The following is a 14285-nucleotide window of genomic DNA, read 5'->3' on the forward strand; positions in this document are numbered from 1 at the left end:
ACTATAGTCGGTACAGGCGATCGCAGCACTACTTGTTTTCGCCTAATTCAATCTCTCAATTAAATGATCGCCGACCCTAAGGGCATTGGCAATTACTGTCAGAGCAGGACTGACAGCTGAGCTGGAGGGGAAAAAACTACTATCAACCACATAGAGATTATCAAGATCGTGGGTGCGGCAATTGAGATCGAGTACCGAAAACTGGGGATCTGTGCCAAAGCGACAAGTTCCACATTGATGGGCGACTACGGAAATAGGTGCACTACCGTAGGGATGGATGCCGCGTGACTGTTTATCTGTCGCTTTGAGAATTTCTTGCCAACGATACAAAAGGCGATCGTGAGCTTCTAAGTTATTAGGATTATAGTTTAAATATAGTTTTTCGCCTTTGACAGTAACGCGATTATTAACCTCAGGTAAATCCTCTGTTTGTAACCACCATCCCAAGGAACGTTTTGCCAATTGCTTCAGCCCAAATCCTGGCATTAATTTGGCCGCAACCGATAAAAGAGGTGGGGACTCAGAAAAAATCACGTCTTGCAGAATGCCCCCTGAATCTTGGATATGTCCCATGGGATAGTCAAAATCTTGATCGCCCCAATAAAAATCATTGATGTAAATACTACGTTGAAACAACCCGGAATTAGTCTGAGGTGACTGCTGTAAGATCACTGTCATCAATTGTTTCATCAGATTCCGCCCCACCAGATCGGAACTATTCCCTAAACCCTGGGGATGTTTTTCGTTGGCCGATCGCAATAACAAAGCAGCAGAATTAATTGCCCCACAGGACAAAACAATAATATTGCCGATAAATAGATATGATTGTCCATTAATCGTCGCTTCAACTGCTTTTACTTCTGTTCCCGAAGGATTAGTATGTAAAGCTATGACTTTAGCCGAAGTCTTTAAGGTAACGTCATGACCAGCTCTGATTGCGGGACTGATTCCTGTATCTTCTCCGTCAGTTCTTCCTTCATCTCCAATACCGATCGCCAAATAGTTGGGATGGAGACCATAGTTAGTTAGGCGATCGCTGATTTCTTGGATTTGGGATATTCGTTCTACTGGAGGCAAAGGATAATCTTCGCTTCTTGGGGGTTCTGTCGGATCGTCACCTACTTTACCGTGAGCCTGATATAGTTTTTCCGCTTCAGTGTAATAGGGTTCAAAATCTTGATATTTTAAGGGCCATTCTGGGGAAATTCCGTCTTTATGTTCGACTTGCTCAAAATCTTTCTCCCGTAGACGCATCAACGCCCCACTATAAATTTTGGTATTGCCGCCAACGCAGTAAAAGCTTTGGGGCTTAAAAGGCTCTCCTCCATTGTCGTACCAGTTTTCTGGCGCATGATAATTTTCTTTTTTGAAAACTTCTACTTCTACGAGCTCGGAACTCTCTTTTTCGGTAAATTCTCCTTGTTCGAGCACCAGGATTTTTTTGCCAGCTTCTGCCAGTTTGCGGGTTAATGTTCCGCCCCCCGCACCAGTACCCACAATAATTACATCGTAAAATTGATCATCGATAATCATAATTTTATTTATTATTAAGCTAACTAATATGCATTACTAAATCTCGATAGCTGATCATTGCCAGACATAGATCAAAATAAACAAGATAATCCAAATTACATCAACAAAATGCCAAAAAATTGAGGTCGCTTCAACCCCAAATTCTCCTCCTTCATAATTACCAGGAAGAAAAGAACGAATCAACATAATAGCTTGCAATAACACCCCTGTTAAAACATGCAAACCATGAAAACCAGTAAGCAGATAAAAAGTCCCACCGAAAACCCCAGAGGTAAAACCAAACTCCAGACCCAGCCATTCTGTTGCCTGACCATAGAGGAAATAACTACCCATTGCCATAGTTAGTAACCAGGAAAAGCGAAACCCCCAGAGATTCTCGCGTCGCAAAAATCTTTCCGCGATATAAATCACAAAACTACTGGAAACTAATACCACTGTATTGATCGCCGGATCTCGGATTTCTAGTCCCTCAACTCCCGCAGGTAGCCAGTCGGGCACAGTTGTTTTATAGAGAATATAGCCGGCAAAAAAGCTAATAAAAATAACACTTTCTGAAAGCAAAAAGATAATGAAACCGAACATTCTATTGTCAGCTTCTTCATGTTCGACTGCTGCACCACCAGCAGAATCTAATGCCATTTGCTCTAAAGTAGGTTCTAAACTAGTCATAGATCTAAATGATGTTTTGAGTAATTGTTGGTTTTATTATTTGTTTTGAGTAGCTAACCCATATTTTCTGTCAATGGTTCTGATTTCCCATAACCATAGGGTTCTGAGACAATGATGGGAAGTTCTTCAAAATTCTCTACATCAGGAGGAGACGAGACTAACCATTCCAAACCAATGGCTCGCCAAGGGTTATCGGGAGCTTTCTCTCCAGCAAGCCAAGAAGCAAACATATTAAGGAGGAAAGGGATCGTAGATATACCCAAAATAAACCCACCAAGACTTGCTATGACGTTCCAAAAAGCAAATTCAGGGTCGTAGGATGCCACTCTTCTGGGCATTCCCATCAATCCTAAAGGATGCATCGGCAAGAAATTGATCGTAGTACCGATAAAAGTTAGCCAAAAATGCAATTTGCCTAGCCCTTCATAATACATTTTGCCTGTCATCTTGGGGAACCAGTGATAAACACCGGCAAATATACCAAAAGAGATCGCGCCATAAATCACGTAATGAAAATGCCCCACAACAAAGTAAGTATTATTGACGTGAATATCAATGGGTACAGAGGACAACATAATCCCTGTAATCCCAGCAAAAACAAAATTAATCAGACCGCCCAAAGCAAATAACATCGGAGTATCGAGACGAAGTTTGCCATTCCAAATTGTCGCTACCCAAGCAAAAACTTTAATTCCTGTGGGAACGGAAATCAGCATGGTGGTCAACATAAACAACATCCGCATCCAACCGGGAGTTCCACTGGTATACATATGATGCACCCAAACAATGCCGCTTAATCCGGTAATAATCAGAGACGAAACTGCAACCACCTTATAGCCAAATAATGGCTTGCGGGCATAGACAGGAAAAATTTCCGAGAAAATGCCAAATATGGGCAAAATCATGACATAAACTGCGGGATGGGAATAGAACCAGAAAAAATGCTGAAATAATACCGGATCTCCACCCTGAGCCGGGTCAAAAAACGTTGTCCCAAAACTTAAATCGCACAACAGCATAACTGCACCGGCAGTCAGAGCAGGTAGGCCAAATAGCTGAATGATTTGCGCCGCCAAAACTGTCCAGACAAAAGCTGGGGTTTTAAACCAGCCCATTCCAGGACAACGCATTCTGATAATAGTAGTAACAATATTGACTGCCCCCATAATTGAGGAAACCCCAGAAATTGCCACCGCTAATAACCAAATAAATTCTCCATTGAGGAATTGTCCGCTAGGATTTTGCACACTAACAGGTGGATAAGACCACCAACCAGCTTGAGCTGGACCACCAGGTGCCAAAAAACTAAGAACCAGCAAAATACCAGCGACAGGAATCATCCAGAATGCGGCTGCGTTGAGACGAGGAAAAGCCATATCCCTTGCGCCAATCATGAGCGGTACCAGATAATTGGCAAACCCAGCGAGCACAGGAAATGTCCAGCCAAACAGCATAATCGTGCCATGCATAGTAAACAGGGCATTATATACGGTACGGTCTACGAGGTCTGGTTCAGGAGTAATCAATTCTCCCCGCATAATCATGGCAAAAATACCAGCTAGCAGAAAGAAGAAAAAAGCCATAACGATGTACTGAATACCGATGACTTTATGGTCAGTACTAAAGCTAAAATAGCGTCGCCAATTAGGCGGTGTTTCGGGTAAGTCTACCCCAGTTGGTGATGGTTCTGATGTCAGTTGAGTCATTTCTAGTTATTTATTTATGGGTCGATCGGTTATTTATTGCTAACAACAAAGGATCAAAAATAATTCTAAGGATGATAATTAACTACTGGTGCAGCAGCAGGAACAATGGTTGTCCAACCAGCTTCTTCTCTGAGGGCATATTCTTGAGCTGCTTGGTTAGGAGCCACAGATGGTTTAGTTTGCGCTGCTTCGGCTAACCAATTTTGATAATCTTCGACTGATTCGACTACTACATCTGCCTGCATAGCAGCAAAGTAGGTGCCACTATATTGGGAATCTCGCAGACGATAGGTTCCTGTAAGAATAGGCGTGAATTCAAAATCGATCGCTTGCTGGGGAATTGCATCTTGCTTAACCCGAAAAGCAGGAATAAAGAAACCGTGAATCACATCTTGCGATCGCAAAACCAAATGGGCGCGACGGTCAACCGGCAAATGTAGTTCTGTGCTGGTGATATTGCTCTCTGGATAACGAAACACCCAAGACCATTGTTTGGCATCTACTTCGATATTAGTTATCGGTTCCCCGGTTTTGTCTAAGGTTTCAGCATAGGCCGCAGGAACCATCTCGGGCATAGGCATATGGGCCATTTCCATAGGGCCTCTAATACCCATGTCCTTATAGGTTTGGTAGCTAAAGATTGCAATCCACAAAACTAAGAGAAAAGGAATGGCTGTCCAAACGATTTCTAAGGTCAAATTGCCTTCAATCGGCGGTCCATCACTGGTGTCGTATTTTCCCGCACGATGAAATAGCACCGAATACACCAAGGCTCCCGTAACTCCCAAGAAGATAAAGGTTCCTATGGTGACTAAAAAACTAAAGAGATTATCTATGAGTTGAGATTCCACAGAAGCTTGGGGTGGGAGCCAGGAATAGGACAATTGACCCATCCAAAAACTGATGACTCCCAAGATAACAGCGATCGCTGATAACAATAAAATGGTTTTAAATTTCACAACTACACCTCATCTCAGTACTATGTCGGGGTTTTGTCCTAAGCGCAGTAAATGCCCAGCTGTATTATGGACTCCAAATTCAGCAGCCAGTTGCGCACCCAAAGTACCATGCAGATACATGAGGAACATAATGACTAATCCTGCCAATAAATAACTCCACTGTACTTGTCGACTGGTGTCATTACGCCAAACATAACGTTGAAAACCTCGCCATATCGTCATAGCCACTATTAAGGTGAGGAGAAATACGCCCCCCACACCGTGCCACAGCATAGTTTCCATAGAGCTTAGGCCCCAGGCACTATCTATGTCTGGCGGGTTATCTACCAACATAATTTCGTAAAAACCTGCTGCTACCGTAAAAAAGGTAATAATTGCCGCAGCCAGCATATTGTACCAACCCACATCAAAAAGGTTTGAGCGAGTAGCCGGAATGGCTAAATATTTAAATATCGGTTTTTCAAAGACAAAGAAAACTCCCACAATGTCAAAAGCAATGCCAATAATAAATAGTCCCAACGTCAAATGTACCAAGTTGGGATGAATTGGAATTCCATAGGGAAGCCCATTGGCACCTAAATCTAACTGCGCGATCGCATCAGGATACATTACAGCAATCCCTCCCTAGCTGCACTAACAATTTCTGTTGTATGTAGTCCATAAACCCAGACCAATTCGTCTCCCAAGTAAACCTGAAAGAATACCAAACAGGTTAAAAATACCCCAATCCCTAAATAAGCAACGGGTAATTTTTGCGGATTGTCTGCTCGTAGCACATAACGCCAACCCGTAATCGCTGCGATAATCCCAGACATTGACCAACCAATGATGGTATGGAGATTCAATACTGGTTCAGCAGCATCGTAAGCAACCGCCAAGCCGGCTTCTATTTGTCCAAAGACCACTGCAATGAAAATGGCAATCGTCGCCACAAACATATTCCACCAACTCACCTCATAGAGTTTGTAATTACGAGTCACATATCCGGTGACATCGCAAAAAAAAGCGAATAGAACCATTGCAATTACAAAATGCACCACAATGGGGTGAATCGTATCAGGATAGGGTAAATTATGCTCATTAAGTGGAGGTAGTAAATTATCAAACATTCTGTTCTCCATTAAAAGTTATACGAACAGTTCAATAAAGTGTTTGCGAAATTGATTATGAATTTTAATGGTTTTATTCCAGTCTTAAATTAGAAAAGTACGCTAGTTTCTCCTCATGTATGATAATTCATTCAATTAAAAGTTGATAGGCAAATATTACTAATAGCTAATTGAACAAACAAACGCTGAACTGAAAAGCAATCAAGGCTACAGTTTGCTGGACTCAAGAAAATAAATTAATATTTAATTAACAGATTGGTGAATAATCTTAAGCCTGAATGAGTTTCATAAAGTCGGTAAAAGGTTGCCAATTATCTTCTTCACTAATCGCCTGCCAAATAATCTCGATCTTCGACTCCGATAATAAAACCACCGAATTTGCCTTCTGTAGTCGCTGCATAATTTGCTGCATTTCCTTTGGCGATCGCACTAGCAATAATTGATGATATAGCCAGCACCAACGCTTTAAAAGAGTTACTTCTTCGCCAGATACCAAAAATTCTAAGTCCTGCAAAATAGCATCAGGATTATCGCGCCATTGCAGAGAAAATTTTTGTCTGAGCTCACAAAAAAACCGACCATAGTTGATTTTCGTTAAAAATAACAACTGTAAAGTTAAATCAATTAATTCTTCAGTCTCCAGAAAAGACAAGTGATCGAACCCCAACTTCCATATCATTTGTTGATGATAATAGTGGGTGTAAAGCTCGGAAAAATTGCCTAAGGCTGCCGCCATTTCTGAAACGGGTAGGACTGCTGATAAAGGGCGTTGCAACATTTCCAAATTCCAGCGGCAAACACTCGGTTGGTTGCGATAACTATATCTTCCCTGACGATCAAAAGCCGCCGCCGTAAAACATGGATTGTAGATATCGATAAAAGCATAGGGGCCATAATCAAAGCTTTCTCCCGTAATCGACATGTTGTCGGTATTGAGAACACCATGACAAAAACCGACAGCCATCCATTGTGCCACCAGTTGGGCAACCCGTTTTACCAGCTCCTCATAAAAGCGAATATAACAGTCTGGTTGCTGCCATAAATGAGAATAATAGTATTGAATAACATGATCTAAGAGCTTTTGAATGAGATCCGGACGGTCATAATAATCTAAGCGTTCAAAGGTACCAAAACGCAAATGAGAACGATTAAAGCGCACCATAACCGAACCGCGAACCAACTCACCCTCTCTGGTAAAAGCGTCAGTTTCAATTAAACTCAAACATCGAGATGTCTTGACCCCAGAATAATGCAACATCTCACCAGCCAAGACTTCCCGCATTCCTCCTTTAAGAGTCAAACGACCGTCCCTCGACTGGGAATGGGGGGTTTGTCCCGATCCTTTAGTACCAAAATCGTATAGTTGGCCGTCAATTCCTCTCACCTGACCGTAGAGAAAACCCCGTCCATCACCCAAGTAAGGATTATATTGACCAAATTGATGACCGTGATAGCGTAATGCTAAACGAGATTGTTCCCCTCGAAAATGACCACAAAATTCTAGAAAATGGCGATCGCTAACTGCTGGAGAATCTAATCCCAAAATGGGCAATAAGTTGTCGTTACGAAAGCGCAGAATATGCTGGGAAAACTTGATAGGTTGCACGCGATCAAAAAACTCATTGTCCAAAGACTCTAGGGCAGATTCATAATTAAGCTCGGAAAAGGGATTTCTGATAGCCACTAACGAAAATTCTGATTAAAGTGAGTTCGATGAGTAGAAAATTTACTAGCTCTGAGTAGGGATTTAGGGATTTAGGGATTTGGGGATTTGGGGAAAATATTACTTTTTTGTTCAACTTGGGAAATTTAATCAAAAAGAAAATTCGTCGAACTAACGTTGATTAAAAATGCTTGGCAGTTTGTTGATCGAAATCGAACTGAAATCTTTTGCCACCATGAGTCTCCCCATACAAATTGAAAGTGATCGTTGGTTCCTCTCCTACGGCTTCTGTGCTATGGATAGCCTCGGTAGTAAAACTGATAATATCTCCCGATTCGATAATCCTCTCGCCAACGCGATCTATTTTGCCGGGGAATTCGGCACTAGGAGTACGTTTCCAAAAAGTATTTTTTAATTTGCCCTGTAACACCATCACAACACCCCAAGTACCATGATTGTGAATTGTTGAAGTTGTCCCTGGTAAATTCATTTCCGTCTGGATCGTCATGGGAAATCCCACTTCATCGTGGAGCATCACCACCGAAACACCAGTTTCTGGGTTGGGTTCTGGCAAACGAGTTTTGACGGTATAGCAGTTAAGATTGAGTTTTCTCACGATCATGCGGATTCCTGACAGGGAACTTTCCTCATCTATTCCCTCAGCAACAGCTAATCGCATAATATCTTCGACTTCTGTCAAAAATCGATAAAGTCGATATTCTTCAGCTAATAAATCCCATTCCCGCACGGATTGACATAACCTACAAACGCCGTCTTCTTTGACCAACCAATCTGCTGTTTTCATTTTTTTGTCCTTTTGCAACTAATCACTAACGATTAATGACCAACAACCAGTGACGAAAGACTATCTATGCTTCCTTTCTGCGATCAGGACTTGTGCGATCCAATCAGGTAAGTCTTCGAGATCACTATTGGTTTCAGAATCTCTGATGGGAGAGGTAAATTCATAATAACGTTCGCATTTTCCTGTATCGTAGACTTCCACAGTCCAGCGATCGGGAAAGCCATCAATGCCAATTTCGACATCGTAGCCATCTTCCCCCAAAGTTTGAGTGGCTATGACGGTAAACCAGTCTCTGTCTTCTAATGGGACATTCCATTCACTAGTCAAAAAGTCAAAGGCTAGTTTTTGGGCTTCAGTTGCATCGATCATAATTTATCATTAACGACTAATAACTAATTGACTTTGGCGTTCTGAGCGCAGTATTTCGGCAATACTTTCTGGCATCTCTTCTAACCCTGTTTCGCTCTCTGAAGCTTTGATTGGCGTGACAAAAGTAAAGCAGGGGTCGCATTCTTTAGTTTCGTCGTAAACTTGAATCACCCATTGATCGGGTAAGCCTTCTACGCCAATTTCCACTACATACCAACTATCGTCGACAACACGGGAATCTAGAGGAACAAAAAAGTCGCGATCGTCTTCAGGAATTTCCCAGTCCTCCAGAAAAAAATCCAACGCCAATTTTTCAGCAACTGTTGATGTCAATTCCATGGTTTTGATTCCTCTTTTTTGATTTAAATTAATTACTAATTACTTTTTCGCTATGTCTGCCAGAATGTTTATCGACGTGTAATTGTCCTCCAACTGCCCAGTTCTCGCGATCAAATTCATCGATATGAATTGTTACCCATTCGGGTTTTGTTCCCAAATTGGAAACTAAGGTGTCGGTTACTGCTTGAGCAAGTTCTCGCTTTTTTTCTAGGGAGTGACCTTTAGCAATTTGAATAGTAACAAATGGCATAGAATTCTCTCCTGTATTTTTGCTACAAATAAAACATTATTATTTCCGCAAATAATGTTTGATCGTATTTGTTTATAACTAAAATCTAACTATACAAACTTTGTCCATTAAGTAATATCTGCTACCAAGTGATAGGATAAATGTCAATATTTAGAATTGCTTAATCTTTAGGTGAATTTTACCGGTTACCTACTGGGAAATAGTTAATAATTAGTTGTTCTCTTTTCCCAATACTGAAATAAAAATATCCACAATGGCAAGGATAAATTGAGAGCCATCAGACGTACTGAGTGGGCAATAGTAACGATTTCTGGGTTATGGTCTAAAGCAAGGGCAACCAGAATCATTTCAGTTGAACCGCCTGGTGCGGTCATTAAAATACAGGTGATCCAATCCCAAGAAGTGACCGAGGTAGCAATAATTGCGGCAACAAATCCACTAACGATTGTCATTCCCACAGAAATAAAAGCATGGGTGACATTTTTCCCTGTGATATCGACGCGAGAACTCCAAGCTTCACCCACAGTAACTCCCAAGAGGATTTGTCCTATTACACTAACAGCTTGAGGTGGCGTGAAATTGAGATTGGGGAGTAAGGGGATATAGGCGATCGCATAATTGAAAACTATACCTACCATCAAAGTTCCGAAAAAAGAGGCGGCGGGAATGCGTAATTTCTTGGCGATTAATACTCCCAACCAGGCAGCCACAATTGCCAGAATTAGCAGGCATAAATAAACAGGATCGCTTTTTATTAGATAGTCTTGGAAAGAAAATATTGTTTGATTGGCAAGGGTTTCTGATGTCCCAGCTATCAGAGGAATTATCAATATAACACTGGTAATCCGAAGTGTTTGCACCATGGCCACTAGGGAAACATTGCGATTATATTCGGCGGCAATGCCAGACATAGTAGCTACCCCTCCAGGCACTGTCGCTAACATGGCATTGAGTAGGTTAGTTCGACTAATACGAGAGTAAAAATAACCAATACCACTGCCACACAAAAACATAAAAAATGAGAGGAAGATAAACAGTGGTAATCGAGAAGAAGCAGCTAGAAAATTGCTATCGGCGATCGCAAATCCGATGGATAGCCCGACCATGGCCTGTCCAATTTGTCTGCCAAGTTTATTTTGTTTTAGGGTTTTTTTCGAGATGAGTTGATAGCTTCTAACAACTATTACTCCTGCGCCCATGCCGCCAAAAATCCAGGCAACACTTCCTAAGCCGAGAAAAGTGATTACTATTCCTAAAAATAGGGCAATAATTATTTCTAAAACTGCAATCAATAGGTTATTTGCCGATCGCCTTATGGTCATTTAACCATTATTCATCTAAATTTTCTATTTTGGTAACTTATAATGACCTATAACGTTTTAGAAATATATTCATTAAATTATTACCAAGTAATTAAATCTTAACAATAGTTAACATCATTGACCATTTTATTTTTGATTTCAATTCGTGCAATTGCATTTCTATTGGCATAATGTGATCGCGCAGCACGTAGCTTTGCGGGAACAGACATTTTCAGGCTTTGCTTGATCGCTATGTATATTTGAGCTTGCCATTCCTGATTAATAATTTCAAATCTCTATCTAGCAGCAAATTTTTTTTTAATATACTGCTTTTATTGACATATAGAAGCGACACTTTTAGCCTTTATACTGAGAAATAATTCTCTTTATATCTTCTGCTGCTATATCTATTTGTTCAGATTTGGTGTAGATCGTTAATAAGATGATACCTGTTGTTGTTTTGCAATAGTAGATTAGACGATAGCCACCACTTTTCCCTTTGGCAACATCACTATTTTTTACTCGTAACTTGAAAACTTTATAGCCAATTCCAGATATTTGATTTCCTGGTAATTCGCCATTTTGAAGTTGTTTGATTATAGGTTCAATATCACTGCGAATCCTGCGATATTTCTTGGCAAGTGTTCGGAGATTTCTGTTAAATGTTACTGATACTTCGACTTTGACAAAAGATTTATCTGTCATTTTCTAACTCTTCCCAAAGCTGCTCAACAGGTATCGTGTCTCCGTTCATTGCTTCTTGCCAAGCTTGACGAAAATCTTCGAGAAGTGCTTCTTTCGATTGATTAACTGCTTCTTCTTCGGGGATAAGAACAATTAATTCAACACGGCTTTTTTTATCTATGTTTAGAGGATAATCTAAAGCTATTTGTCCTTGTTCATCTACTGTTCCCATTACTTTGATGGCTTTCATTCCTTCCCCAACAAATTTAATAATTTTATATCCTGTGTTTGAAATTCTTGATTTATTGAATCTATTTTCTGCTCCTCATATTATATGCTTAACAATGGGAGTGCGATCGCGCAGCGCCGTGCTTGTCTGAATCGCCTGCTGGCGGAACAGAAAAAGCGATCGCTGGATAAGCTATGAAATGCAAGGAAAATTTATATTTACTCTGGAGAATTTCCGCGATCGCGATCGCATCAGTAACTACGGTTTGTAGACTTGATCGCCAGTTGCTACTTCACCAAACTACTAAGAGTAGTTTCCCAAACTAAACGGGGTTGCACATAACTAAGCAAGTACCTTCGAGCATCTTCCCATTGTTTCATCATCAAGGGATTTTGATGCTGTTGCCAATAGCAATATTGTAAATAATCTACTAACCAAAGTTGCGTGGTCAGATCTAATTCTTGAGTAATCGTTTTAGCTAACACCAAAGCTGCTAGGTGATTGCGGGGTATTTGGGTTAGCTTTTTCAGTAAATCGGGCGAGATAGCTTGTAATTGTGCCCAAGCAGCGATCGCCTCTCCTGGGCTTCCTTGGGCAAGTTTTAGGAGTTCTGGGTGTTTTAAGATTTCCTCATTACCCGTATTTTCTAAAATTTGCTGTAAATTCTGTTGGGATAACCTCTGAAACGGGATAGGTTGGCAACGGGAAACAATCGTAGACAGCAAAGATTCTGTACTGGGGGCAATCAAAATCAGAGTAGCCTTCCCTGGCTCTTCTAAGGTTTTGAGCAAAGCATTAGCTGGGGCTTCTGCCATCGTTTGGGCATCTTCGATTACCACCACTAATCTTTCCGCTTCTAAGGGCGGACGATTGATAAACTCAATAAGTTGGCGAATTTGCTCGATGCGAATTTTGGGTGGAGTTTTGCGTTTTAAGTCTTTTGCGATCGCCTGTGAAGCGGTAACCAACTCGCCGCGATCGCTAAAGGTCGGTTCTAGCAAACGAAAGTCAGGATGATTCCCATGTCCTAGTTTCTTGGCTGCAAGAGATTTTTTCTCTGTCGATAAATTCTGAGTTAGCAACAATTGAGCAAATTGATGAGCCACCAAACTGCGTCCAACCCCAGACGCCCCAACAAATAGATAAGCTGGGGCAACACGATCTAACGCGATCGCCTGTTGCAGCAAAGTGATGGCTCGATCTTGACCAATAATATCTTCAAATGCAGAATTAGCTATCAATTTTCAAACTCGCGCGTTCCCTTGAGCCTGTGGGCGGCGCGGGGTCGAGACCCTTCGGGTAGAGCTCCGCAAACGTCAATTTTTAATTTATTCATCCTCGTCAACAAAAATCATGGCCGGATCAATTAAAGTAATATCAAAGGGATCATCCGGAGGAATAGTAGGAAAAATATCATAATGACGATGTTCATAGATTGCTGATACTTGGGGGCCGAAAACTACTTTATCCCCATTTTTGAGATCGTGAAATAAGACTTTGCGATCATTAACTAACAAGCCATTAACACTGGTTTTCCCTTTTAAATTGCCGTCAATGATTCGATAATATTCATCGACTTCATTATGCGATCGCCTAATCAAAGTAGCATGGTGGCGGGAGACAAATTGGGACTCAATTCGAATGTCGCAATTTTGCCCTCTCCCCAAAGAATAGGCAGTATCGGCCAGAACGATCTCTTTTTGTCCTCTGCCATCAAAAACGATTAAGACATGTTCTTCGCGATGTTTTGCTGGTTTTAAAGACATTAGGAAGTTAGAAACTGAACTTTACACAAACTTTATATATCATAATCTACTATCCTCACAGGATGTTTGAATAATGAAGAGAGAGGGCAGATGGCAGATGGTCAGGGATAGCTTTGATTTGATTTTCCGTTCCCTATTCCCCGTTCCCTGTTCCCTAAACCTAAATAAAAAAACAGCCCCTCAAAAAAGGAGCTGAAAAAATGTAAAAAACGAAATATGTTACTAAATCAACAATTTCTACAGAGCGTTACCGCGAGGTAATACTTCTTCAGGGAAGACAAATTGTTCATGTGGTTGGTCTTGAGTCGCCATCCAAGCGCGCAGACCTTCATTTAACAAGATATTTTTGGTGTAGAAAGTTTCAAACTCAGGATCTTCTGCTGCTCTCAATTCTTGAGATACAAAGTCATAAGCCCGTAAGTTCAAAGCAATCCCGATAATGCCAATGCTGGCCATCCATAGTCCAGTTACAGGGACAAATAGCATGAAGAAATGTAACCAACGTTTGTTGGAAAAAGCAATCCCGAAAATCTGAGACCAGAAACGGTTTGCAGTCACCATACTGTAGGTTTCTTCTGCTTGAGTAGGTTCAAAAGCACGGAAAGTGTTGGCAGAACCATCGCCATCTTCAAACAAGGTGTTTTCTACTGTAGCACCGTGAATCGCACAAAGTAATGCGCCACCAAGTACTCCCGCTACTCCCATCATGTGGAAAGGATTGAGGGTAAAGTTATGAAAACCTTGAACAAAAAGAATGAAACGGAAGATTCCGGCTACTCCCAAACTAGGAGCGAAGAACCAGCTAGATTGTCCCAAAGGATAGAGTAAAAATACACTAACAAATACGGCGATGGGCGCGGAAAATGCGATCGCATTATAAGGACGAATCCCCACAAGACGAGC

General features: G+C 41.2%; 16 protein-coding genes and 1 pseudogene. All 17 read right to left on the reverse strand.

The genetic code is table 11. The annotated features are described in order from the left end of the window. Positions 1-42 precede the first annotated feature (42 nt). Positions 43-1533 (reverse strand): GMC oxidoreductase, encoded by a 1491-nt coding sequence (locus XEN7305_RS24095; protein WP_006512156.1) that lies wholly within the window; start codon positions 1531-1533, stop codon positions 43-45. 54 nt (positions 1534-1587) lie between these two features. Next, positions 1588-2202 carry a heme-copper oxidase subunit III gene (locus XEN7305_RS24100; RefSeq protein WP_006512157.1) on the reverse strand — a complete coding sequence of 205 codons (615 nt, stop codon included), beginning with the start codon at positions 2200-2202 and terminating at the stop codon, positions 1588-1590. Positions 2203-2255: 53 nt separating this feature from the next. Continuing rightward, positions 2256-3908 carry a cytochrome c oxidase subunit I gene (ctaD, locus tag XEN7305_RS24105; RefSeq protein WP_006512158.1) on the reverse strand — a complete coding sequence of 551 codons (1653 nt, stop codon included), beginning with the start codon at positions 3906-3908 and terminating at the stop codon, positions 2256-2258. Positions 3909-3973: 65 nt separating this feature from the next. Continuing rightward, on the reverse strand, positions 3974-4867 hold the full coding sequence (locus tag XEN7305_RS24110) for a cytochrome c oxidase subunit II (protein ID WP_006512159.1): 894 nt from the start codon (positions 4865-4867) through the stop codon (positions 3974-3976). Between the two features lie 9 nt (positions 4868-4876). Beyond that, positions 4877-5476: a DUF2231 domain-containing protein gene (locus XEN7305_RS24115; RefSeq protein ID WP_006512160.1), complete on the reverse strand. Its 600-nt coding sequence runs from the start codon at positions 5474-5476 to the stop codon at positions 4877-4879. Then, positions 5476-5976: a DUF2231 domain-containing protein gene (locus XEN7305_RS24120; RefSeq protein WP_006512161.1), complete on the reverse strand. Its 501-nt coding sequence runs from the start codon at positions 5974-5976 to the stop codon at positions 5476-5478. The genes XEN7305_RS24115 and XEN7305_RS24120 overlap by 1 nt, the downstream gene beginning before the upstream one ends. Before the next feature lie 268 nt (positions 5977-6244). Next, positions 6245-7660, reverse strand: a complete 1416-nt coding sequence (locus XEN7305_RS24125; RefSeq protein WP_006512162.1) for a YdiU family protein — start codon at positions 7658-7660, stop codon at positions 6245-6247. A 160-nt stretch (positions 7661-7820) separates the two neighbouring features. After that, positions 7821-8444 carry a hypothetical protein gene (locus XEN7305_RS24130; protein ID WP_006512163.1) on the reverse strand — a complete coding sequence of 208 codons (624 nt, stop codon included), beginning with the start codon at positions 8442-8444 and terminating at the stop codon, positions 7821-7823. Between the two features lie 60 nt (positions 8445-8504). After that, positions 8505-8813: a hypothetical protein gene (locus XEN7305_RS24135; RefSeq protein WP_006512164.1), complete on the reverse strand. Its 309-nt coding sequence runs from the start codon at positions 8811-8813 to the stop codon at positions 8505-8507. 9 nt (positions 8814-8822) lie between these two features. After that, positions 8823-9152, reverse strand: coding sequence for a hypothetical protein (locus XEN7305_RS24140; protein ID WP_006512165.1), 330 nt, complete (start codon positions 9150-9152; stop codon positions 8823-8825). 28 nt (positions 9153-9180) lie between these two features. Continuing rightward, the gene (locus XEN7305_RS24145; protein ID WP_006512166.1) at positions 9181-9402 is read right to left on the reverse strand and encodes a 4-oxalocrotonate tautomerase family protein; all 222 of its coding nucleotides are present in this window, start codon (positions 9400-9402) and stop codon (positions 9181-9183) included. A gap of 203 nt (positions 9403-9605) precedes the next feature. After that, positions 9606-10724, reverse strand: coding sequence for an AbrB family transcriptional regulator (locus XEN7305_RS24150; protein ID WP_006512167.1), 1119 nt, complete (start codon positions 10722-10724; stop codon positions 9606-9608). A gap of 336 nt (positions 10725-11060) precedes the next feature. Beyond that, positions 11061-11408: a type II toxin-antitoxin system RelE/ParE family toxin gene (locus XEN7305_RS24155; protein WP_006512169.1), complete on the reverse strand. Its 348-nt coding sequence runs from the start codon at positions 11406-11408 to the stop codon at positions 11061-11063. Beyond that, positions 11398-11637 (reverse strand): hypothetical protein, encoded by a 240-nt coding sequence (locus tag XEN7305_RS24160; protein WP_006512170.1) that lies wholly within the window; start codon positions 11635-11637, stop codon positions 11398-11400. Before XEN7305_RS24160 ends, XEN7305_RS24155 begins: the two co-directional genes overlap by 11 nt. A 266-nt stretch (positions 11638-11903) precedes the next feature. Further along, positions 11904-12857, reverse strand: a complete 954-nt coding sequence (locus XEN7305_RS24165; protein ID WP_006512171.1) for a DNA polymerase III subunit delta' — start codon at positions 12855-12857, stop codon at positions 11904-11906. A gap of 87 nt (positions 12858-12944) precedes the next feature. Continuing rightward, positions 12945-13382, reverse strand: coding sequence for an FHA domain-containing protein (locus XEN7305_RS24170; RefSeq protein WP_006512172.1), 438 nt, complete (start codon positions 13380-13382; stop codon positions 12945-12947). Between the two features lie 237 nt (positions 13383-13619). Then, positions 13620-14285: pseudogene (locus XEN7305_RS24175) on the reverse strand (photosystem II D2 protein (photosystem q(a) protein)); the annotation flags it as partial.

This window comes from Xenococcus sp. PCC 7305, assembly GCF_000332055.1.
Taxonomy (GTDB): domain Bacteria; phylum Cyanobacteriota; class Cyanobacteriia; order Cyanobacteriales; family Xenococcaceae; genus Xenococcus.